The sequence below is a fragment of the Halobaculum halobium genome, from assembly GCF_030127145.1.
Lineage (GTDB): Archaea > Halobacteriota > Halobacteria > Halobacteriales > Haloferacaceae > Halobaculum > Halobaculum halobium.
The window spans coordinates 2,606,734-2,625,793 of record NZ_CP126158.1; the positions used below are offsets into that span (position 1 = coordinate 2,606,734).

22 protein-coding genes and 2 pseudogenes are annotated in these 19,060 nt (G+C 71.0%); 12 read left to right on the forward strand and 12 right to left on the reverse strand.

What is annotated here, in order from left to right; genetic code table 11:
• Positions 1-84: 84 nt before the first annotated feature.
• Positions 85-954 carry a helical backbone metal receptor gene (locus P0Y41_RS13605; RefSeq protein ID WP_284061850.1) on the forward strand — a complete coding sequence of 290 codons (870 nt, stop codon included), beginning with the start codon at positions 85-87 and terminating at the stop codon, positions 952-954.
• 15 nt (positions 955-969) lie between these two features.
• Here the strand turns inward: P0Y41_RS13605 and P0Y41_RS13610 are convergent, their stop codons facing one another.
• Positions 970-1,236, reverse strand: coding sequence for a MarR family transcriptional regulator (locus P0Y41_RS13610; RefSeq protein ID WP_284061851.1), 267 nt, complete (start codon positions 1,234-1,236; stop codon positions 970-972).
• A gap of 127 nt (positions 1,237-1,363) precedes the next feature.
• On the opposite strand from P0Y41_RS13610, the gene pan1 reads away from it, so the two are divergent.
• From pan1 to P0Y41_RS13625, 3 genes and pseudogenes are all read left to right on the forward strand, one after another.
• The gene (gene pan1 / locus P0Y41_RS13615; RefSeq protein WP_284061852.1) at positions 1,364-2,578 is read left to right on the forward strand and encodes a proteasome-activating nucleotidase Pan1; all 1,215 of its coding nucleotides are present in this window, start codon (positions 1,364-1,366) and stop codon (positions 2,576-2,578) included.
• A 58-nt stretch (positions 2,579-2,636) separates the two neighbouring features.
• A pseudogene (locus P0Y41_RS13620) lies at positions 2,637-3,116 on the forward strand (DUF2240 family protein); the annotation flags it as partial.
• 52 nt (positions 3,117-3,168) lie between these two features.
• A complete protein-coding gene (locus P0Y41_RS13625; protein WP_284061853.1) occupies positions 3,169-3,582 on the forward strand; it encodes a DUF7993 family protein in 414 nt (137 codons plus the stop codon).
• 29 nt (positions 3,583-3,611) lie between these two features.
• Here the strand turns inward: P0Y41_RS13625 and P0Y41_RS13630 are convergent, their stop codons facing one another.
• The gene (locus P0Y41_RS13630) at positions 3,612-4,277 is read right to left on the reverse strand and encodes an HAD family hydrolase (RefSeq protein ID WP_284061854.1); all 666 of its coding nucleotides are present in this window, start codon (positions 4,275-4,277) and stop codon (positions 3,612-3,614) included.
• A gap of 82 nt (positions 4,278-4,359) precedes the next feature.
• On the opposite strand from P0Y41_RS13630, the pseudogene P0Y41_RS13635 reads away from it, so the two are divergent.
• Positions 4,360-5,612: pseudogene (locus tag P0Y41_RS13635) on the forward strand (DNA double-strand break repair nuclease NurA).
• Positions 5,613-5,621: 9 nt separating this feature from the next.
• Here P0Y41_RS13635 and P0Y41_RS13640 read toward each other — a convergent pair.
• Positions 5,622-5,957 (reverse strand): DUF7113 family protein, encoded by a 336-nt coding sequence (locus P0Y41_RS13640; RefSeq protein WP_284061855.1) that lies wholly within the window; start codon positions 5,955-5,957, stop codon positions 5,622-5,624.
• 125 nt (positions 5,958-6,082) lie between these two features.
• Between P0Y41_RS13640 and P0Y41_RS13645 the strand changes: the two genes are divergently transcribed.
• The 3 genes from P0Y41_RS13645 (at position 6,083) to P0Y41_RS13655 (ending at position 9,103) form a co-directional block, all read left to right on the forward strand.
• The gene (locus P0Y41_RS13645; RefSeq protein ID WP_284061856.1) at positions 6,083-7,969 is read left to right on the forward strand and encodes an ATP-binding protein; all 1,887 of its coding nucleotides are present in this window, start codon (positions 6,083-6,085) and stop codon (positions 7,967-7,969) included.
• Between the two features lie 93 nt (positions 7,970-8,062).
• Positions 8,063-8,488, forward strand: a complete 426-nt coding sequence (locus P0Y41_RS13650; protein WP_284061857.1) for a universal stress protein — start codon at positions 8,063-8,065, stop codon at positions 8,486-8,488.
• Positions 8,489-8,560: 72 nt separating this feature from the next.
• Complete coding sequence (locus P0Y41_RS13655) at positions 8,561-9,103, forward strand: CARDB domain-containing protein (RefSeq protein ID WP_284061858.1); 543 nt, start codon at positions 8,561-8,563, stop codon at positions 9,101-9,103.
• Positions 9,104-9,220: 117 nt separating this feature from the next.
• Here the strand turns inward: P0Y41_RS13655 and P0Y41_RS13660 are convergent, their stop codons facing one another.
• Together P0Y41_RS13660 and P0Y41_RS13665 are read right to left on the reverse strand one after the other, a co-directional pair.
• Entirely contained in the window at positions 9,221-9,631 is a 411-nt protein-coding gene (locus tag P0Y41_RS13660; RefSeq protein ID WP_284061859.1) for a TRAM domain-containing protein, read from the reverse strand.
• A 110-nt stretch (positions 9,632-9,741) separates the two neighbouring features.
• On the reverse strand, positions 9,742-10,473 hold the full coding sequence (locus P0Y41_RS13665) for a YkgJ family cysteine cluster protein (protein WP_284061860.1): 732 nt from the start codon (positions 10,471-10,473) through the stop codon (positions 9,742-9,744).
• A 158-nt stretch (positions 10,474-10,631) separates the two neighbouring features.
• Here P0Y41_RS13665 and P0Y41_RS13670 point away from each other — a divergent pair, with 158 nt between their 5' ends.
• Complete coding sequence (locus P0Y41_RS13670) at positions 10,632-10,844, forward strand: DUF7511 domain-containing protein (protein ID WP_284061861.1); 213 nt, start codon at positions 10,632-10,634, stop codon at positions 10,842-10,844.
• Between the two features lie 18 nt (positions 10,845-10,862).
• Here the strand turns inward: P0Y41_RS13670 and P0Y41_RS13675 are convergent, their stop codons facing one another.
• The 4 genes from P0Y41_RS13675 to P0Y41_RS13690 form a co-directional block, all read right to left on the reverse strand.
• The gene (locus P0Y41_RS13675; protein ID WP_284061862.1) at positions 10,863-11,681 is read right to left on the reverse strand and encodes an MBL fold metallo-hydrolase; all 819 of its coding nucleotides are present in this window, start codon (positions 11,679-11,681) and stop codon (positions 10,863-10,865) included.
• Positions 11,681-13,462, reverse strand: coding sequence for a radical SAM protein (locus tag P0Y41_RS13680; protein WP_284061863.1), 1,782 nt, complete (start codon positions 13,460-13,462; stop codon positions 11,681-11,683). The genes P0Y41_RS13675 and P0Y41_RS13680 overlap by 1 nt, the downstream gene beginning before the upstream one ends.
• The gene (locus P0Y41_RS13685) at positions 13,459-13,848 is read right to left on the reverse strand and encodes a hypothetical protein (protein ID WP_284061864.1); all 390 of its coding nucleotides are present in this window, start codon (positions 13,846-13,848) and stop codon (positions 13,459-13,461) included. The genes P0Y41_RS13680 and P0Y41_RS13685 overlap by 4 nt, the downstream gene beginning before the upstream one ends.
• A gap of 80 nt (positions 13,849-13,928) precedes the next feature.
• Positions 13,929-15,032, reverse strand: a complete 1,104-nt coding sequence (locus P0Y41_RS13690; RefSeq protein ID WP_390215450.1) for a DUF429 domain-containing protein — start codon at positions 15,030-15,032, stop codon at positions 13,929-13,931.
• Here P0Y41_RS13690 and P0Y41_RS13695 point away from each other — a divergent pair.
• A complete protein-coding gene (locus P0Y41_RS13695; protein ID WP_284061866.1) occupies positions 14,967-15,125 on the forward strand; it encodes a DUF7559 family protein in 159 nt (52 codons plus the stop codon). The two genes, P0Y41_RS13690 and P0Y41_RS13695, sit on opposite strands and share 66 nt — an antisense overlap.
• A gap of 2 nt (positions 15,126-15,127) precedes the next feature.
• Complete coding sequence (locus P0Y41_RS13700) at positions 15,128-15,712, forward strand: Hsp20/alpha crystallin family protein (protein WP_284061867.1); 585 nt, start codon at positions 15,128-15,130, stop codon at positions 15,710-15,712.
• Positions 15,713-15,729: 17 nt separating this feature from the next.
• Here the strand turns inward: P0Y41_RS13700 and P0Y41_RS13705 are convergent, their stop codons facing one another.
• The 3 genes from P0Y41_RS13705 to P0Y41_RS13715 form a co-directional block, all read right to left on the reverse strand.
• Complete coding sequence (locus P0Y41_RS13705; RefSeq protein ID WP_284061868.1) at positions 15,730-16,923, reverse strand: NAD(P)/FAD-dependent oxidoreductase; 1,194 nt, start codon at positions 16,921-16,923, stop codon at positions 15,730-15,732.
• Positions 16,923-17,690 (reverse strand): creatininase family protein, encoded by a 768-nt coding sequence (locus tag P0Y41_RS13710; RefSeq protein WP_284061869.1) that lies wholly within the window; start codon positions 17,688-17,690, stop codon positions 16,923-16,925. Before P0Y41_RS13710 ends, P0Y41_RS13705 begins: the two co-directional genes overlap by 1 nt.
• A gap of 67 nt (positions 17,691-17,757) precedes the next feature.
• Positions 17,758-18,564: a DUF7388 family protein gene (locus tag P0Y41_RS13715; protein ID WP_284061870.1), complete on the reverse strand. Its 807-nt coding sequence runs from the start codon at positions 18,562-18,564 to the stop codon at positions 17,758-17,760.
• Between the two features lie 249 nt (positions 18,565-18,813).
• Between P0Y41_RS13715 and P0Y41_RS13720 the strand changes: the two genes are divergently transcribed.
• Positions 18,814-18,978 carry a hypothetical protein gene (locus P0Y41_RS13720; protein WP_284061871.1) on the forward strand — a complete coding sequence of 55 codons (165 nt, stop codon included), beginning with the start codon at positions 18,814-18,816 and terminating at the stop codon, positions 18,976-18,978.
• Positions 18,979-19,060: the final 82 nt, after the last annotated feature.

The following is a 19,060-nucleotide window of genomic DNA, read 5'->3' on the forward strand; positions in this document are numbered from 1 at the left end:
CGCCGTCACGTGATCGGAAAACCGCCCGACGGGAGCTATTTATGCGATCGCGTCTCACGGGCTAACGATGGTGAACGTTCCGCGATGGTGACCGAGCGCGTCGTCTCGCTAGCGCCGAGCGCGACCGCGACGATCGCCGCGCTCGAGGCGGAAGTCGCGTCTGATCACCCCGGGGGCGGCGACGAGTCGACGGGGGAACTCGTCGGCGTCACGCGCGCGTGCGAGCCGCCCCCGGGGTCGTCGCCAGCCGTCGTCGGCGGGTGGCCGAACCCGGACCTCGCGGCCGTCGAGCGACTGGAGCCGACGGTCGCGGTGACCTGTGACGCGCTCCAGCGGGAGACGGCGGCCGCAGTCCGCGACCGCGGAGTCGAGGTCGTCCACACGGAGCCGACGAGACTGGCGGCGGTGTTCGACGCCGTCGCGAGCGTCGCGGCTGCGGTCGGCTGCGACGCGGCCGGAGAGCGACTGGTGAACGAGTTGCGCGACCGCGTCGATCAGGTTCGGGCGGCAGTGCCCGACGTCCGTGGCGAGCGTCCGGTCGTCTACGCCGAGGAGTGGGGCGACCCGCCGATGGCCGCCGGCAACTGGGTCCCCGACGCCGTCGCCGCCGCGGGCGGGCGCTGTCCGTTCGTCCCGGCGGGCGAGCGCTCGCGCGAGGTCGACGCCGCGGCCGTCGAGCGCGCCGACCCGGACCACGCGGTGTTCCACTGGTGCGGCGCGAATCAGATACCGAGCGAGGACCCGCTCGCCGACCGCGGTTGGGACGTCGACTCGTCGGTCCACGTGATCGACGACTCGCTGTTGAACCAGCCGAGTCCGCGACTGGTCGACGGGATCGAGACGCTCGCCGCGCTGCTTCACGGCGTGGACCCAGACGACGAGAACGCAGGGGGATGCGAGGGAAACGTCCGCACGAGTTCCTCTGAGGTCTGCAGCGATAGATCCGAGAAGTAGCCGCAGGTTCGGCGGTTACAGGTCCAGCGAGTAGAGTCGCTTGCGTGCGTCGGTGAACGAGAACCGGGACTCGACGGCGTCGGCATCCTCCAGGCGAGTCAGCGCGTAGCGGACGGTCCGCGGCGGGAGGAGCGTCTCCTCGGCGAGTTCGCTCTGACTCAGCGTGTCCTCGTACTCCAGCACCTTCGCCACCAGCTTCGCGCTCGGCGGGAGGTCGCGAACCCGTTCCCATCGATCGATCGATGCGTCGTCGGCGACGGCCTCGGCGTCGGATGCACTCATGCTGGGTACATCCATGCGATACCGGTTGATAATAGTTTCTATCCTAACTATTACTTTGGATTATCAGATTCTCGTGGTCCTCACCCCGACCCGAAGTCTCTTACTACTCACCGCCCTAGCTCCGGCGATGACTGACACCGTTGACGACGTCGACCTCCCCTACGAGGAGGCGGCGTCGCAGCAGGAGAAGATCGAGGCTCTCCAGGAGCGCCTCGAGGTTCTCGAGGGGCAAAACGAGGAGATGCGCGACAAGCTCCTGGATGCGAACGCGGAGAACAACAAGTACCAACAGAAACTCGAGCGGCTCACGCACGAGAACAAGAAGCTCAAACAGTCGCCGCTGTTCGTCGCGACCGTACAGGAACTGACCGACGACGGCGTCGTGATCAAACAGCACGGCAACAACCAGGAGGCGTTGACCGAGGTCACCGACGAGATGCGCGAGGACCTCGACCCCGACGACCGGGTGGCCGTCAACAACTCCCTGTCGGTCGTGAAGAAACTGGAGAAGGAGACAGACGTGCGCGCCCGCGTCATGCAGGTCGAGCACTCGCCCGAGGTCACCTACGAGGACATCGGCGGACTCGACGAGCAGATGAACGAGGTGCGCGAGACCGTCGAGATGCCGCTGAAGAGCCCAGAGATGTTCACCGAGGTGGGCATCCAGCCGCCCAGCGGCGTGCTGCTCCACGGGCCGCCGGGGACGGGTAAGACGATGCTCGCGAAGGCCGTCGCGAACCAGACCGACGCGACGTTCATCAAGATGGCCGGCTCGGAGCTGGTCCACAAGTTCATCGGCGAGGGAGCGAAGCTCGTGCGCGACCTGTTCGAGGTCGCCCGCGAGAACGAGCCCGCCGTGATCTTCATCGACGAGATCGACGCCATCGCGTCCAAGCGCACGGACTCGAAGACCTCCGGCGACGCCGAGGTCCAGCGCACGATGATGCAACTGCTCGCGGAGATGGACGGGTTCGACGAGCGCGGGGAGATCCGTATCATCGCGGCGACGAACCGATTCGACATGCTCGACCCAGCGATACTCCGGCCCGGCCGCTTCGACAGACTCATCGAGGTGCCCAAGCCGGAGGCCGAGGGCCGCGAGCTGATCTTCAAGATCCACACCCGGGACATGAACGTCGCCGATGACGTGGACTTCGCGGTACTGGCCGAGCTCACCGAGGGCGCCTCGGGGGCGGACGTGAAGGCGGTCTGCACCGAGGCCGGCATGTTCGCGATCCGCGAAGACCGCACGGAGATCACGATGACGGACTTCGAGACCGCCTGGGAGAAGACCTCGCAGGCCGAGGAGACCAACGCGGACGACTCGCTCGCCTTCGCATAGGCGCCCTCCGCGTGCGCCCAACGAGCGGCTTTTACTGCAGGCGACGAACCGGACGGGTATGACCCTGGAGGCCGCCGTCGCCGCGCCGTTCCGCGGCGCTGGAACCGATCGGATGGGCGAGGGAGCGTTCGTCGTCGCTCTCTCGCTCGATCGCGACTGGTTCTCCCCCGATCAGGCGAAACGGCTCGTCGATATCGCGACCGGGCGGGGGCTGCTCGCCGAGTCGGGCGGCGAGCTCGTCGCGCAGTTCGACCCCGCGGAGGTGCACGTCCCCGCCGACTTCGTCCCCGACGAGTCGATCCTCCGCGAGCAGTCGACCTTCGAGAAGGCCGTCGACGCTGTCGTCGCCGACGGGATGGAAAAGCGCGAGGCGGTCGCCGCGGCGAACCGCCGCCAGCGCGAGGCGGGGGTAACCCTCGAAACAGCGGCGGTGCTGGTCGCCCGCGAGCGCGGCCTCGGCGTGGCCGACATCGCGGACGAGGCGCGCGACGAACTGCTCGCGGACGGAGCCGCCCGCGGCGCGGAGACCGAGGAGACCGAGGCCGAGCGAGAGCGCGATCCCGACAGCGACGCCGCTGCGGGGGCGCGTGATGGTCGCCGACCGAACCACCGACGGCGTCCGCATCGCGCAGCTGCTCGCCTCGGAGCTCACTGGCGACGGCGACGCGCTCGCGGACGTCCGCGTGAGCGACGCCGACCCGGACACGGAGCCGACGACGCAGGGCGCGCGTGCGTACCAAGTTCGGATCGACGGCGGCGACGCCAGCGACGCCGGACGCGACGGCGACCGCCTCCTCGCGGAGGTGTACGTCCACCCCGACCGCGCGCGCGTCGAGTTCGTCGTCGCCCCCGACGCCGCTGCGTCCGCGGCCAAGGACGCCGGGCTCCGCGTGCGGCCGAAGGCGGTCACGCCGCCGCGGACGGTCGTCTTCGTGGAGGACGGCGCGCAGGTGAAGCGGGTGCTCTCGGCGGTTCGGGCCGCCGCGGACGGCAACGCCGCGTAACCCGGTGCGGGCGTGAGCGGCGTGCGCGGTCACAGACCGCGGAGGATCTCGGGGAGATCCGCGGCGAGCTGGTCGCGCGCGACCGAGGCGTCCGCCTCGGGCGCGGGTTCGCCGCCCTCGTCGAGCACGTGGACGGTCCGCAGTCCCGCCGCGGCGGCGCCGCGGATGTCCTCCTCGGGGTGGTCGCCGACGAACGCCGTCGCGTCCGGGTCGCTCTCGAGTCCATCGAGCAGCGCCGCGAAGGCGCGCTCGTCGGGCTTGCCCGCCGGGAGGTCGCCGGAGATGTGGGTCGTGTCGAACGCGTCCCACCACCCGAGGTAGTCGAGCTTCGCCGACTGCGCGCGGACCGGGCCGTTGGTGAGCAGGCCGACTCGGTACGTCTCACGGAGCGCAGAAACGAGTTCGCGGGCGCCGGTGACCGGGACGAGCGCGGTGGTCACCGCGTCGCGGTAGGCGTCGGCGAGGTCGACGGGGTCCGCCTCGACGTCGTGAGGGGCCAGTAGCTCCTCGAAGACGGGCACCCTGCTGTCGGCCGTGCGGTGGTTGGCGTGGGCGTCGAGGTACGCCGCGCGGTCGACGGCGCCGGTCAGTTCCGGGGCGCCGCCGGCGTCGAGCGCGTCCGCGAGCAGTCGGACCCGTGAGTGCTCCGGGACGGCGAGCGTGTCGTCGAGGTCGAAGCCGACCGCGCGTATCACGAGCGGGGAGACGGTCCGCGACGGTATGAAGACAGCGGCGGGGACCGCACCGTTTTTGCGGCGTCGGCGCCCGCGTTCGGCCGTGACGCTGGACCCCGTACACGTCGACACCATCGCGTACCTCGCCTCGGCCATCGCCGACGGGGTCGACGACGCCGATCACGACGACCTCGCGGGCACGGCGTGGGCGGAGTGGCTCGACCCCCTCCACGACGACGGCCGGGTCGTCCTGGAGTCGCTCGGCGACCACGAACTTCGACGGACGCCCGTCGAGGACGCCGCCCTCGCCGACCGACCGTTCGAGACGAGCCACGGCGTCGACTCTGGAACGCTGAATCCCACGTCGTTCAAGAACGGACTCGTGATCGACGTGGCGCAGGCGGCGATGGGCGCCGAGCCGACGGACCTCGACCTCCACCGCGCGCGGTCGATCGTCGTCACGGTCCACGCCAACGACGCGACGGTGTTCTTCCCGGACGTGGCCGACGGCTGGATGTCCTACGACGAGGGCAACTCCGACCGTCGGGTGTTGAAGGTGCCGCGGAGTCGCCGGTTCGCCGACGAGATGGTGCACGAGCTCGCGCTGTCGCTTGCGGAGTCACACCACGCCCGGAAGCACCTCGAACACGGCGAGGTGTCGGACCTCCTCGTGCTCGACGGGCCGCTGTACCCCAAACGGCTGCTCAACTGGGCGACGCGAGACAGCGAGCTTCGCGAGGTCGCCCACGGCGAGACAGTCAGGGAGGCGGTGACGACGTACGTCCGGCTCGTCGAGTCCGCCATCGAGCGCGACGTCCCGGTGGTCGGGTTCGTGAAGAACCCCACGTCGGGCTACCTCACGCGGACGCTCGATCGGAAGGGCGTCGAGGCGCCGTGGGCCGACGACGCCGCGCTGTTCACCCGACTGCTGGAGCGCCGCCCGGACGGCGAGCGCGCGGACGACGCGATCACGTTCACGTCGTGGGTGCGCTCGCGCGGCGGCTCGGACGCCCCCTCGCCAGCGACGGCGACGCGCTCGGGGTCGAGCGCGCCGCCGATCCCGAGCGGTACGAGGTGACGTACATGCACCTGTACGAGCCCCGGGAAGACGTGCTGTTCAAAGTGGAGGCGCCGGCCGCGTTCACGGTCGACCCCGAGACGCGCGACCGTCTCACCCGGCAGATCGTCTCGGAGGTCGCCGCCGAGGCCGGCCCGCCGACGCCGGTCGCGAAGGCCGACGAACTGGCCCGGATCGGCGTCGGCGAGACGACGGCGCTGCGGCGGAAGTTCGAGGACCGGTTCGGCGCGGACCAGCTGCGGACGTACGATGACGTTCGGTGGCAGGAGACGGAGTGACCGTCGGAGTCACTCCGGGTCGCGCTTCACGACCTCGACTTCCACGTCGGCCTCGGGGACGCCGACGCGGGCGAACTGGGTGCGGACGTGCTCCTCGGCGGCCGAGACCGCCTGATCGCGGGTGTCGAAGCCCCGCGGGGCCGGCGACTCGAAGGCGACGCGGATCGGCTCGCCGTCGACGACGAGTTCGGAGCCGCCGGACTCGACCTCGTAGAACGCGTCGCACACCCACACGTACGGCGCGCCCTCGTCGGGCGCGCCCTTGAACGACGGCGCTTCCTCACCCCGCTCGTAGATCGTTCCGGTGAGCGTCGTGCCGCCGCCGCTCCCACGAACCAGTAACATGCCCGTCAGTTGCCGTCCGAGTCGGAAAAGCGGTCGCATCGGACGCCGCGAGGGGCGACCGCGGACACGGGGCGGTCACGTCGGCGACGGATACGGTTTTCACCCCGCGCGCCACAGGGCGTGACATGACCGACGCCGGAGAGCCGAACCTCGGCGATTTCGATGACACCGGACAATTCGCTGACCCGTCCGGCGGCGACGCGACCGCCGGCGGCGGCGGGGCCGAACGCGACGGCGACGGAGCCGAACGTGACGGCGAAGCTGACGCGAATGCCGACAGCGACGCCGACGCGGACTCCGGGTTCGCGCAGTACGCCATGGACGCCGCGGAGGCGGCGACCGCCGACGCCATCGGCACGGTCTCCGTCGCGCAGGGGCTCCGGGTCGCCGAGGACGACGACGAGACGAGTCTCAAGGCGTTCGTCACCGTCGGCAACCGCGACGACGTGCGGATCGGGAAGTACCTCGTCGTCCCCTACCCCGACGGAGAGCAGCTATTCTGCCGGATCACTGCGCTCGAGTACGATCAGGAGTTCCGCACCGACGACGCGACCGAGCTCACCGCGCGACGACGGATGCAGACGGGTCGCGGCGACTTCACCGAGGCCGATTACAAGTACATCGCCGAGCTGTCGCCGGTTGCGGTGCTGTACTCCGAAGGGGGCGACCTCAAGCGACGGATGGTCGACCGAGTTCCCAAGCCGGGCGCGCTCGTCCGCCAGGCGGGCGACGCCGAGCAGATCAAGACGGGCCTCGCGATCCCCGAGGACGGGGTCTTCCTCGGACACCTCTCTGTCGGTGGGGAGACGGTGCGCACCGCCGCGGAGCCGCCGACGGTCGACTACCGCCTGAAGGACGACTACGCCGACGGCGACCCGCTCGTATTCCGACACACGCTCGTCGCCGGCGGTACGGGCTCCGGGAAGACTCACGGCGCGAAGAACGTCCTCCGGCAGTATCTCGACCGCACCTACGAGACGGACGACGGTCGCGACGCGCGCGCGGCCGTCGTCATGTTCGACCCGCAAGACGAGTACGCCCAGATGCACGACGACAACCCGGCGCTCGACGACGAGTGGGCGCGACGGTTGGAGCGCGAGAACGTCGCCCACGGCGGCCACGACGACACCGTCGCACTCGTGCCGAAGGAGGCCGGCGTCAGCTACCCCGGCCGGGGCCACCGCGCCGAGCAGGTGGAGTTCACGATCCCGTTCTCGGTCGTGAACGAGTACGACATGCCGTGGCTCGTCGCCGGTGCGTCGCTCAACGAGAATCAGTACCCCGCGCTGTTGACCCTCATCAACCGGTTCTTCCGAAACTACTCGGGCGGCACCTACCAGCAGTTCTTGGACTTCCTCGACGACCCGGCGCTGAAAGAGGAGCTCGACGAGACGGGCCGCGTCCACGAGGCGACGTTCGACGCGGTGAAGCGCCGCGTGCGGAGCGTCCCCTCCGGCGTGTTCGACCAGGACGCCAAGCCGATCACGGAGCTGGACACGACGCTCGTTCGCCCCGGCGGACTGACGGTCGTCCCCACCTACCACCTCTCGTCGGCGCGGGCCAAGGAGATGTTCGTGCTCGCGGTGTCGGCGATGCTCGTCGACGACAAGCTCTCGAACGCCCCGCGAAGCGACCGCATCGACGAGACGCCGCTCGTGCTCGGGATGGACGAGGCGCACAACTTCCTCTCGGGCGCCGACAACGTCCAGGCCCAGAAGGTCGTCCACAAGTTCACCGAGGCGGCCAAACAGGGACGCAAGGAGCGCCTCGGGCTGTTCCTCGTGACGCAGGACCCACAGGACATCGCCGATCCCGTGTTCAAGCAGGTGAACACCCGGCTCGTACTCAACCTCGGCGACGAGGAGGCGATCAAGTCGGTGAACATCCCCCCGGCGCTCGCGAAGAAAGTGCCGTACATGCAGAAGGGCCAGCAGGTCGTCTACTCCCCGGACAACTCCGAGCCCGTCGAGGTGAAGGGGCTTCCCGTGTGTGTCACCCGGCACGGTGAGTGACCCCACGCGGAGTGTCGCCCCGGGAGGTGACCGCGTCGGGTCGTCGAACGCGGCGACCCGGTCTTTTTCTCGGCTGCGGCAGATCCGTCACTCATGACCAAACGCGTCCTGGTCGGTGTGGACGACTCCGAACAGGCAAGCGCCGCGCTCTCGTTCGCGGCCGACGAGTGGGGCGACGCCGACCTGCTGTTGGTGACCGTCATCGACCCCGCGGAGGCGGGGAAGGAACCGGGCGCAGGCATCCCCAGCGGCGCAGAACAGTGGTACGAGCGTCGGAAGTCGGAGGCGGAGTCGCGGCTCTCGGAAGTCGCCGAGTCCTTGGCGGTCACCGGCTCGGTCGAAACTGACACCGCGGTCGGCAAACCGGCCGCAGCTATCGTGACGTACGCCGAGGATCACGACGTCGATCACATCGTCGTGGGGAGCCACGGCCGCAGCGGCATCACGCGGGTCGTCCTCGGCAGCGTTGCGGAGGCGGTCGTCCGCAACTCCTCGGTTCCCGTGACGGTCGTCCGGTAACCCGCCGCGCGGGTTTTCAACTTCGATACCCGGGGGCGAGGATTTAGGGCCGGCGCAGCGCCCGATGGGGATATGGGAGCGCGGAGCGCGGTCGTTCGCGGCGGGGTCGTACTGATACTTGCGGCGCTGCTGGTCGGGCCGGCCGTCGGGGGAACGGCCGGCGCGCAGGCGGCGTCGTGCCAGTCGAACGGGAGCCAGCAGGTGTGTCTCACGGAGGCGAACCTCGACGCGGAGACGCTGGTGGCCGGGGAATCCGCGGAGTTATCGCTGACCGTGGAAAACACCGGCGAGGAGCGCGCGACGGCGATCCTCGTCCTCAACGTCGCGAGCCCCGACAACGAGACGAACTCCTACGAGCTGCGCACGCAGTCGCTCGCGCCCGGCGAGACGCTGTCTGTCACGCAGTCGATCGACGCGAGCACGCCCGGGGAGCACGGGATACAGGCGATCGTGTACGGCGACGGCTACGCGCACCAGTACGACGCTTCAGCGCCGATGCGCGTCACCGTCGAGCGCCAGGGACTCGGCGGCGGCATCGACACGCCCGAGTACGCGCTCGCCGCACTCGTCGGGTCGCTGGCGGTCATCGGCGTGATCGGCTACCGGCGCCGGTGACACCGGTGACGACGGCTACCGGTGGACGGACGCGCGATAGTCGGTGACCACTGCACGCGGTCACACCGGCGACGCTAGCGCTCGTCGACGGGCTCGAAGCACCGGCCGACGGCGGGGTCAGACCTCCTCGTCGATGACCTCGCCGACGGCGAAGTTGGACTTCACTTCGCTAATCTCGATTTTTACGCGCTCGCCGACCTCGGTGTCGGGGACGATGATCACGTATCCGCGCTCGACGCGGGCGATCCCGTCACCTTGCTTCCCGAGGTCCTCGATCTCGACGTAGCGGACCTCGCCGCGCTCGACAGGCGGCTGCGGCCCGTCGGTGGTCGCGGTCGATCCCGTCGCCCCGGCGGCGTCGCCGGCGGCTTCAGTTGCATCGCGCTCGATGAGCGCGACGCGATACACGTCGCCGGGCGTCACGGACCCGGTGTCGACCTCGCGCTTCGGGATCTCGATCGTGTATCGGTCGCCGTTCTCGCGGACGTCGGCGCTGAACAGACAGATGAGTTCGTCGGAGATTTCCACGGATATATCCCTCCACCGGCACGTTTGGCCGATGTGACATATACCTACCGCCGTACCGGAGCGACCCGCACCGGCTCGCTCCGGGATGATTCGCCGGCTTCGCCGCCCCGTTAGTCGTCGGTCCGGCTGCCGTCCGGACGCTTGGCTCCCTCCGAGTCGTGAACGACGACCTCCCCCGGATCGGTGGAGACCGGATCGTACGCGTCGCGGACGCCGATCGCCTCTTCGACCTCCCGAACCGCGCGCTCCTTCAGCGCGGCCGCGAGCGACTCGGCGTCAGCGCGGTCGATGTCGCGGCCGAGTCCCTCGCACTCGTGGGCGCGGACGATGCCCTCGGCATCGACGGCTTCGCCCATCGGCTGGCTCGTGCCGCCCACATCGACCGAGAACGGATACGTCTCACAGATGAGCGGCCGGTCCGCGTGGACGCTGCAGGCACCCACTCCGCTGTCGTCCTCCCGGTAGAAGGCGCAGTCGCCACAGGCGTCGGTCTGGAGCGCCCACTCGAACGTCTCGCCCTCCGGCCCCTCGTCGCCGTCGACCAGGCCGTACGGCATCGGACGGGCTACGTCGCGCCAGTCTCGGGTGTCGTCCTCGCCGATAACACTGTCCTGGGCGTCGCCCTCACTCGGAGTGTCTCCCACGGACTCTCCGGCCGCGGCCGCCTCCTGCAATCGTCGCACTTCGTCTGGGAACACCGTCGCGGTGTGGGGATCGTCGGCCTCGCTCTTGCAGCAGGCGCCACAGCGGGTGCACTCGAACCCGATCGTCTCGACGGCGTCGGCCAATTCGCTCACGTCGAGGGCACGGGCGCGCTCCAACTCGGCTTCCAGCGACTGCACGGGAGAACCTGCGAGCCTCACGGACTAAACGGCGTCGGGCCGCGACCTATCGGATATCTCCGAGCACGTCCCCGCGGTCGGGACGACTCCGGAGCCCTCGGGACCGATCGGAACCGGTCTTAGCGACATTTAAGTATGTTCGCCGTATTGACACGAGTATGTCGGCCGCATCCGACCGGTCACCAGAGGACGTGCACACGCCCGACCCCCGCTTTTCGGCCCTCGCCGGCCTTCGAGCGGCGGTGGTTCGCCACGACGGCGAGCCGGACCGGTGCACGGTGTATCCGGATGACGCGGACGACGTTGACCTCGTAACGACGTGGCTCTCGGTCAATACCGACTGCCTCGTCTCGCTCGAGGACGCCCGCTGACGCCGTCACCGCCGGCGCTCACTCGTCGGCGACCTCGACCGACGCCTCGGCCGGGTCCCACTGCACGCGCCCCTCGCGGGCCAACTTCTCGACGTGCGCCCGGACGGTCGAGCGCGCCAGGTCACGGACGCCGGTGAGGTCCTTCTCGTAGGCGCGGTCCAGTACCTCGTCGAGACCCGTGGCGCCAGAGCGAACCGCGGCGAGCACCGTCCGCTCGCGGTCGAGCCGGTGACGGATCAGTCGCGCGCACGCGCCCTGAGTGTCGTCGATCCGCGGCCCGTGCCCCGGGAACAGCGCGGGCGGGTCGCGAGCGTGCAGGCGACGCAGCGCCGTCAGGTACGCCCGCATATCTCCCTCCGGCGCCGCGACCACCACGCTCCCCGCTGCGACGGCCACGTCGCCGCAGATGACGCCGTTTCCGGTCTCGAAGCCGACGCCGTCGGGGGCGTGGCCCGCGAGGTCGACGACCCGCGCGGGCCCGACGCGGTCGCCGGCGACGAACGTGCGATCGGGCGCGACCCCCGCGGCGTCCGTGAAGCGGTCCTCGTACCCTCGGCGTGCCCAGACGGTCGCGCCCGTGTCGGCGGCGTAGTCGGCGACAGCGCCGACGTGGTCGGGGTGCGCGTGCGTGACGGCGACGTGGTCGGCCACTTTCTCCCGGACGACGGTGTCGAGAGTGTCGGTCCGTGCGGCCGGGTCGACGAGGACGGTCTCGTCGGTCCCGACCACGTAGGCGTTCGTCGTCCCGCCGGGCGCCCGGGTGTCGACGGGGACGGAGAACCGGTCGACGTGCGTGTCGGCAGCGAACGGTGGATCGCCCGCGGTCCGGTCGGACATCAGTCCGCGCTCCGCGGCGCCGGCGCACCGGGGTACTCGGCGTCGGCGTCGACGCCCGGGACGCCGGCGCCGGCGAAGCGCGTCAACTCCGCGTCCGCGCCGGCGACCTCGGCCGCCTCCGCCGCGTTTGCGTACGGGCGGTTCACGACGAGGTCGCCCGCGGTTCCCGACCCGATCCCGGGGATCGCGGTCAGTTCGTTCATCGAGGCGCCGTTGAGATCGAGCGGGTACGGGACGCCCGTCACCGACCGGTAGCCCCAGTCGACGACGGCGACGTCCGTCAGTCGACCCAACTCGTGCTCGCCGGGAATGCCGACGAGGATCGGGTAGGTGCCGAGCTGTCGGCCGAACGTGGTTCCGTCTTCGTGGTACTCCAAGTATACGTCCGGGAGGACGGTTCCCGTGGGCATCACGCGCTCCAACATCGGGCGATCGACCGTCTCGCGCACCTCGCGCTTGTACGCTTGAAACTCCTTCTTGTGCTCGCGGGCGAGCCGGGCGCCCGTCTCGGCCATCTCCGTGCCCTCGAACGCCATCACCTGCCGGACGTTCACCCGGCGGAGCATGAGCCCCTCGTCCATCACCGAATCGAGGAACTCCTTGTTGTGCTCGAAGGTCGCTGCCGTCTCGCCTTCCAGCCCGTGAACGAGGTTGATCCCGGGGAGTAGCTTGGGGAGTCGCCGCGGGGCCGAGTCGCCGAAGCTGGGCGCGGCGGCGGGGTCCTCGCCGGGACGCCAGCCGGCGGCCTCGTTGACGACGCGGACCGCCTCCAGGCACTCCTCGGCGCTGACGAGGAGGTTGTTCTTCTCCCTGACCTCCGGGTCGGCGGATTCGAGCCCGAACGCCGCGGTGTCGCCGGGCGTGTTGTACCGAGCGATCACTTCGATGGCCTCCCGCGACGCCTCGGGGTAGTCGGTGATCGTCACGGGGTTCATGTTGTCCAGGTGGAGCGTCCGGAGGTCGGGCGCCACCTCCCGGATGCCGCCGTACAGTTGGCGGAGGGCGTCGGGGTTGGGCGCCTCGCCGTCGCCGCCGAACGCGAGGATGTCGGCCTGTCGGCCGAGCCGGAAGTGCCGGACGCCGTGGTCCGAAAGCGCGTCGACCTCCGATACCACGTCCGGCGCGGTGCGGAAGTCGGGGTCCCCGTACAGCGGCTCCGTGCAGAACGAACACCGGTACGCACACCCGCGGGAGGTCTCGAGCTCCGCGATGAGGTAGTCGGGGTGGTTGGGGTGCTGCTCGACGACGAACGCGCCCATGCTCGACCAGCGACTCACCTCGTCGTAGTCGCGGATGCGGTTCCCGAACCCCTCCAGCCCGCTCTCCACGATGTCGAAGGCGGCCGCCTCCACGTCGCCCATCGCGACGAAGTCGTAGTCGAGGTCATCGCGCTCCATCTCCTGGGCGCCGGCGTTCTCCTCGCCGACGCCGAAGCGAACCGGGCCGCCCAGCAGGGTGACGCCGTCGGCCGTCCAAGCCAACTCGCGCACCTCGTCGGGCTCGGCGGGGGTCCCCCCGACGTACTTCCCGGGGACGGTCATCCCGCCGACGTAGATCATGAGGTCCGCGTCGGCGACGTCGCCCCACCGCTGCCGGTCGTCGCGGAGTTCGTCGATCGTGTGGTAGGTGACGTTCGCCTCCGGGACGCCGGCGTCGACGAGCGCGCCCGCGGTGAAGCGCGGGTACGTCGACACGTACGGGGGGACGCCGAAGTGCGCCGGCTCGTCTACGTAGCCGTCGACGATCGTGACCGAGAGGTCGCTCGGGTCCGGCGCGGTCATACCCGTGAATGGCGGGCCGGACGGCTAAAGCCGTGCGGTCCGGGGTCGGGGCTGCCGACGCAGCCCCGGCTGCGGTGCTGCCGACGGGTCCGGTGGTTGCGACCGGTTCGGCGACGCCGCGGGCGAGGCCGCCTCAGGCGGCCGTCACCAGCCACCGCGCGTCTGCGCGTCGCCGTCGACCTCGAACCCCCGGCCGCCTCCTCGATGCCGCCGACGAGCGCAGCCTCCTCGTACGTCACTCCGTCGCCGTCGGCCAGTACGTCGAGCAGGTCGTCGACCGTCTGCGGCGGGTCGGCCACCGTCGTCTCGGCGTCCCGTCGTTCCTCCCGGTCGGCCGCCTCCCGGGCGCGTCGCTCCCGTTCGTGCTCGCGCCGCCTCGTGCGCATTGGTTTCACCCCGCATGGTGTCGAGCGGCCGAGCTATTCAGTGTTGCGCCGATCGGAAGGATCAGCGAACAGCCGCGGACTCAGGCGTAAATACGGGCTTCCTTCCGGTCTCTCTCGCTCGAGTTGGGGTCCAGCGCGTCGGCGTAGTTCTCCGCCGCGGCGAACGCCGCCGCGACGGCGTCGAGCGCGTCATCGGTCGCGACCGCGCAGTCGCGAGCGACGTCGTCGGCGAAGCGAACGCCGGCGTCGACGAGCGCCGCGACGTTCCGCCGGCGCGCCGCAACGTGTCGGCGTTGGTGATTCTTGTAGCCGGTTCGGTCGCCGCCGTCGAGGCGGTCGAACACGGCCGCGGGGTACGTCTCCAGCACGGCGAGGCGGGGCGGCCGGGGCGCGTCGACTTCGGACGCACGCCGGTCGCCAGCGACTGCAGCGGGGGCAGCGCTGGCGGGACGCACACGCCCTCGCGTCGGATCAGCCGCCGCAGGAGCACGGAGATGCCGTAGTACGTCTGGGTCTTGATCCGGTACCCGGCGGGGTCCTGTCCACCGTGGGCCTCGTCGGTCGCGCGCCGGAGGGGCCGTCCGGCCTCGGGATCGGCCGCCTCCCGCACCGCGTCGTACAGGTCCCGAGGGTCGCCGACGCCGTCGAGGACGCCCCACTCGTCGGGCGTCGCCGCGACGAACTCGCGCCAGGTCCGGTCGCCGAGCACCCACGCGGGAAGGCTGAAGGGGACGTCGACGCCCGCGGCCGCGGGGCCGTCGACGCCGCCCAGGTGGTCGGCGAGCAGCGGGAGCACGTCGTCGCGGGCGGTCGAATCGATGTCCAGGAACTCCGCGGCGGAGGCTAACTCGGCGACGACGAGGCCGTCGCCGTCGGGGACGCAGCGGGCGACCCAGGTGTCGGCGCCGGCGCGTTTGGCGGCGGCGCTGAGGTCGACGCCGTACACCGTCTCCGGGCGAGTGGTCCGAGACACAGGTTTTCAGAGGGGCGCGACGACCAAATCGTCGGCGGATGGCGACCGCGTCCGACGGCCCTCGGCTTCGCTCGACCGAGCCTCGATACCGGAACTCCCCGCCCGCCCCACGTCGCTTATGCCGCGTGCGGTCCAAGTCGCGTGCATGCCCGCCACGAAGGAGGTCAAATGCACCAGCGCCGACTGCGAACTCGACATGTTCGAGAATCACTACACGTACGACATCGCCGACGACCACACGGTCGCGGACCTGTCGTGCCCGCTGTGCGGGGGGACTGACTGCCTGGAGGAGATCGAACTGTAACCATGCCCGAACGCGACCAGTTTGCCGACGGCGCCGACCGACTGAAGGACGTCGGCGAGTCGGCTGTGAACACGGTGTTGGACCGCGTCGGTCGCGGCGTCGCGACCGTCCAGGAGAAGTCGCCGCTGGCGTACGACCTGCTAGAGTCCGAGGACGCGTTCCTCGTCGTCCTCGACGCCCCCGGCGCCGAGCGCAGCGACGTGCAGGTGCGGTTCAACGACGGCGCCGTCGAGGTCCGGATCGACCGCTTCCGCGACTTCCACGAGGGGTTCGAGATGCGGTTCCCCGGGCGCGGCCTCGCGCTCGACAGCCGCGCAGAGCTGCCGCCGGGCGCCGACGTCGAGCCCGAGAACGCCTCCTCGACGCTCACCGAGCACGGGACGCTCCGCGTTCGCGTCCCCAAGGCCGCGGGCGGCTCCGTCGCCGTCGAGGCGGGCGAGTCGGTCGACGAATCCACCGACGCCGACGACGCAGCGGAGGAGCCGGTGCAGTTGGACATGGACGCGGACGACGGGGAGGACACGGCAGACGCGGACACTAACGCCGACGCGGACACTGATCTCGACTCCGACGCCGACGAGGAGTAACCGACGCCGGCCGAGAGTTAGTCTCGGTTCTCCGCTCCGTCGTCCGTCTCGACGGCCATCCCCTCGCTGATCTCGAACGCCTCGTCGCCGTCGAACCGCCCGGGATCGAACCCCGGAACGCCCTCGCGCTCGCCGAGCACCTGCCGGGCGACGACCTCGCCGGTCGCCGGCGCGCGCATGAAGCCGTGGCCCTGCCAGCCGGCGGCGACGAAGACGCCGTCGGCGACCGCTCCCAGCAGCGGGTCGCCGTCAGGCGTCGCGGTGCAGAGGCCGGCCCACGCGCGCTCCACGTCGGGGTCGTGGCCCGCCCGATCGCGGAGGACTTCGCCGGCGTCCGCGAGGAACCAGTCGTCCGCCTCGAGGTCCCACTCGTCCGGGTCGGCCTCGACCGGGACGGTCCCGTCGCCAGCGAGCAGGCCGGCGGGATGCGGACGGGCGTACGCGCCCGCCGAGGCGTCGTACCACATCGGTCCGTCGTACCCCCGGGCGGAGACGAGCGCCTGCACGCGGTACGGCTTGAGCGGGACCGCGATCCCTGCGTCCGCCAACAGTCGTTTCGTGTGGGCGCCGGCGGCGACGACGACGGCGTCGAAGCGCCGCGTCACGGGCGCCTCGCTCGCGACGGTCACGCCCGGCGGCGTCGTGGACACCGCGACCGCGCTGTCGGTCCGGATCTCCGCCCCCGCCGACGCGGCCAGATCGGCGACAGCGGCGACGTAGCTCCCTGGGTCTACCCACCCGGCGTTGCGGGCGACAGCCGCGACGGCCACGTCGTCCGTCCGGAGGCTCGGGAACCGATCGCCGAGGGCGTCGCCGTCGACGGTCTCCACGTCGCGGTCGTGGACGCGCATCCGCTCGGCCGCGCCCGCGACAGCCTCCGCCAGGTCGTCGTCGCCCTCGCGTGCGAGCATCACGTACGGGCATTCGGTGAACTCGAACTCGCCGGTCCCCGACAGCTTCCTGAACCGCTCCAGCGCGCGAGCGCCGAGTTCGGCGTCCACGTCCTCTGCGTAGGCGTCGTAGAGGACCCCCGCGGCGCGCCCGGAGGACCCGGACGCGAGGTCGCCCTTCTCGAACAGCGTCACGTCCGCGCCGGCGGCTGCGAGGTCGTGGGCCGCGGTGACGCCGACGGCGCCGCCGCCGACGACCGCGACGCGCACGCCGTCGCCTGCCGCCGAGCCGGCTCCCGCGGCCGGGTCGCTCCCGGCCATCAGCGGTGCGGCGCCGGCGTCAGCGCGTCGAACGGCTGATCGGCCAACCAGCCGACGAGCGCGTCGAGCTCGCTCGTCGCCTGCTCGTACAGCTTCCGGCCCTTCTCGGCGGTCCCCTGCGTCGGTTCGCCCACCGCGCCCGACTCCGAGAAGTCGGCGGTGTCGAAGCCGACGGCCGCGCCGTGGACCGATTTCCCCCACGAATCGGCCGCGCCCGCCTCGGCCTCGGCCAGCGTTGCCTCGCGCACGAGGTCGCCCGCGAGGTGTGCGACCATGCTCGTCTCCATCGCGTCGGCGTGGCCGATGCCGGACTGGTCGAACAGGTCCTCGTCGAGGCCGTCGAGGCTCGACCACCAGTTCCACGGCGCAGCGTACGCGACCCGGTCGCCGCGGAGCCGTCGGGCGGCGCGCCGGAGCGCGTCGCTGTTCCCCCCGTGCCCGTTGCAGAACACGACCTTTCGGACGCCGTGGCTCGCGACGGAGGCGGCGATCTCCCCGACGTAGTCCTCGAACGTCTCGGGCTCCGCCCACAGCGTTCCGTCGAACTGGCGGTGGTGCGCCGAGACGCCGACCGGGACCGTCGGCAGGACCACGGCGTCGTCGCGGTCGATCCCTCGCGCGACGGCCTCGGCGGCCAGAAAGTCCGTCCCCAGCGGGAGCGCGGGCCCGTGCTGTTCGACCGACCCCGTCGGCAGGATCGCCACCTCGACGCCGTCGTCGAACGCCTCGCCCGCGGTCGTCGTCGTCTCCTCGTGGAGCAGTCGCATACCGGCCGGTCCGCGTGCGGGAAGGTAGGCGTTCGGGTGGCGGGCGCTTCTGGCGCGTCGCCGGTGGCTATCGCAGCGCGTCGACGCCGGTCGCCGGGTAGCCGACGACGTAGTCGACGCCGTGGTCCTTCAGGTCGCGCACGCGCTCGCCGACCGTCTCCGGGTCGCCCACGAGCGCGAAGTCCCGGACCGCCTTCGAGAGCACCTCGCGGGCGCGGCCCGTGGCCGCGGCGTCGGTCGCGGCCTCCTCCGGGAGCGCCTCGCGGACGGGTCTACGGCGGGCGGCGTAGTCGCCGACTGCGTCGAGCACGTCGTCCTCGTCGTCGGTCGGGACCACGGGCGCGTAGAGGGCGAGTTCCCCGTCGAAGCCGGCCGCCCGCAGCCCGCGCACGTCGCGCTCGGTCGACCGCGAGAGCAGGTCGTACTGGACGCCGCCGGCCGCGAGCGCGAGGCGCTCGACGCCTTCGGTGCCGACCCACGGCGTGCCGCCGACCGCGCGGACGGCGGCCGCGGCGTCGCCGAGCCGAGGTGCCACCGCTCGCTTCCGCTCGGTCTCGGAGAGGTACGCGCCGTGCCCCGCGACGAGCACGCGGCTCGCGGCGTCGGGGAGCGTCTCGACGAGCGAGTCGTCGCCGCGCGGGTCGAAGCCGTCCGCGCGGACCGGCGTCGTCACCCGGAGGTCAGCGGCCTCGGCGAGGCCGGCGAGCGCGTCGGCGTCCGGGAGGGCCTCGCGTCCCTCGTAGTCGAGGCACACGAGGCCGAGCGGGAGGTCGGCGGCGACGGTCACGTCGCACTCGGTCGGCTTGAGCGCGATCCCGTCGAGGTTCGTTCGGGCGGCGACACTGTCGGCTGTGGCTGATTCGGTGAGCTTCATGTGGGTGAGACGAGCGGCTGATCGGTGTGCAGTCGAGTCGTCGAGCGGCCGGGTCCGACTGTCGGCGTCGGTGGGGTTGTCGGCGTCGCCGGCGCCGTCGGTAGAGAACTAGAACGGTCGCGGAACGCGATCCATCGCCTGTGCGGCCATACCAACGGTGAACACGTTCGCGGGAATAAGCGTGGTGTTCTCGTCAGAATCGGCGCTCCGGGCGGAGGATTCTTGTCTTCGGGCGGACACGAGAGCGATATGTCCGACGCGGGCGGGGCCGACCGGGGGCCGATCGTCGCGAGCGGGGAGCGGTCGATCACGGACCGGTACGGGAGCGTCGACGGCTGGGTGAAGGCCTCGATCGCGCTCGCGAGCGTCCTCCTGCTGTTCTTTCTCGCGCTCGTCGTCGTGAGCTACGTGTGAGCGGGGCGACCACGTCGGCCGGCACCGGCCGCCTCGCGCGGAACCGGCCATCTCACGCGGCACCAGCGCTGACTACTTGACG

Coding starts and splice junctions, on each gene's coding strand:
- P0Y41_RS13605 (WP_284061850.1), top strand. CDS start 85: ATGGTGACCGAGCGCGTCGTCTCGCTAGCGCCGAGCGCGACCGCGACG.
- P0Y41_RS13610 (WP_284061851.1), bottom strand. CDS start 1,236: ATGAGTGCATCCGACGCCGAGGCCGTCGCCGACGACGCATCGATCGAT.
- pan1 (WP_284061852.1), top strand. CDS start 1,364: ATGACTGACACCGTTGACGACGTCGACCTCCCCTACGAGGAGGCGGCG.
- P0Y41_RS13625 (WP_284061853.1), top strand. CDS start 3,169: ATGGTCGCCGACCGAACCACCGACGGCGTCCGCATCGCGCAGCTGCTC.
- P0Y41_RS13640 (WP_284061855.1), bottom strand. CDS start 5,957: ATGTTACTGGTTCGTGGGAGCGGCGGCGGCACGACGCTCACCGGAACG.
- P0Y41_RS13645 (WP_284061856.1), top strand. CDS start 6,083: ATGACCGACGCCGGAGAGCCGAACCTCGGCGATTTCGATGACACCGGA.
- P0Y41_RS13650 (WP_284061857.1), top strand. CDS start 8,063: ATGACCAAACGCGTCCTGGTCGGTGTGGACGACTCCGAACAGGCAAGC.
- P0Y41_RS13655 (WP_284061858.1), top strand. CDS start 8,561: ATGGGAGCGCGGAGCGCGGTCGTTCGCGGCGGGGTCGTACTGATACTT.
- P0Y41_RS13670 (WP_284061861.1), top strand. CDS start 10,632: ATGTCGGCCGCATCCGACCGGTCACCAGAGGACGTGCACACGCCCGAC.
- P0Y41_RS13675 (WP_284061862.1), bottom strand. CDS start 11,681: ATGTCCGACCGGACCGCGGGCGATCCACCGTTCGCTGCCGACACGCAC.
- P0Y41_RS13680 (WP_284061863.1), bottom strand. CDS start 13,462: ATGACCGCGCCGGACCCGAGCGACCTCTCGGTCACGATCGTCGACGGC.
- P0Y41_RS13685 (WP_284061864.1), bottom strand. CDS start 13,848: ATGCGCACGAGGCGGCGCGAGCACGAACGGGAGCGACGCGCCCGGGAG.
- P0Y41_RS13695 (WP_284061866.1), top strand. CDS start 14,967: ATGCCCGCCACGAAGGAGGTCAAATGCACCAGCGCCGACTGCGAACTC.
- P0Y41_RS13700 (WP_284061867.1), top strand. CDS start 15,128: ATGCCCGAACGCGACCAGTTTGCCGACGGCGCCGACCGACTGAAGGAC.
- P0Y41_RS13705 (WP_284061868.1), bottom strand. CDS start 16,923: ATGGCCGGGAGCGACCCGGCCGCGGGAGCCGGCTCGGCGGCAGGCGAC.
- P0Y41_RS13710 (WP_284061869.1), bottom strand. CDS start 17,690: ATGCGACTGCTCCACGAGGAGACGACGACGACCGCGGGCGAGGCGTTC.
- P0Y41_RS13715 (WP_284061870.1), bottom strand. CDS start 18,564: ATGAAGCTCACCGAATCAGCCACAGCCGACAGTGTCGCCGCCCGAACG.
- P0Y41_RS13720 (WP_284061871.1), top strand. CDS start 18,814: ATGTCCGACGCGGGCGGGGCCGACCGGGGGCCGATCGTCGCGAGCGGG.